Raw genomic sequence first — 799 nt, forward strand, 5'->3', positions numbered from 1 at the left:
GCCGATTGGCGAATGATCTCGGCGCTCGTGGCCAAGCGACTGATCTAAAAAATCACCAATCCCTGGTCGATCACGTCAATGCTTTCTTTCCGAAAAACGACGGCATGAAGACGGCGTTGAACGTCCTGCGTGCGTATAACGAGCCGGGCTATTCAGCTACTGCTGGCGGCGGTGCTACCGGCTATCCCCATCTGTCCGACGAACACAGGGACGTTATTGATAAGGCGATTGCCCACGCTGCGGCTCAGCAACACCATAGCCCGCAGACGCTCCGAATATACTCGAATGTGCTTCGCCGATTGGCGAATGATCTCGGCGCTCGTGGCCAAGCGACTGATCTCAAAAATCACCAATCCCTGGTGGATCACGTCGATGCTTCTTTCCCGAAAAACGGGGATATAAAGGCGGCGTTGAACGTCCTGCGTGCGTATCATGAGCCGGGCTATTCAGTCACTGGCCGGTGGCCAGTGACGGTGCCTTCAAAGGCAGATGCGCATGTCTTGGAACAAGTGACCAGTGACAGCAGCTTGGCCCCAAGCACCCGTGGTGTCTATGGTCGTAGTCTTCGCAGATTTTCTGAGGCGCTTGAGAGGCGGGGCCGGACGATCTCTGGGCTGGATCATCATTCGCGAATCGAATTCGCCGAGGTGTTGTTTCCAGGCAACGATTATCTCCGCTTGGCGCTGGAACGGGTTCGCGATGCGGAGCCCGCGTCAGGCAGGATCGTGGCGGACGCTTTGGCAGCGGCCGGCTCTGGGCACGCCGGAGTTCAGGCCGCCGCCCCGCCGGCGTTAGCTGC

Annotated in this window: 1 pseudogene; it reads left to right on the forward strand. The window is 58.6% G+C overall.

Annotated elements, in window-relative coordinates:
* Window positions 1-799, forward strand: a pseudogene (locus AC0L2U_RS34730) (Ulp1 family isopeptidase); the annotation flags it as partial.

It is taken from the genome of Mesorhizobium sp. WSM4808 (assembly GCF_055811675.1).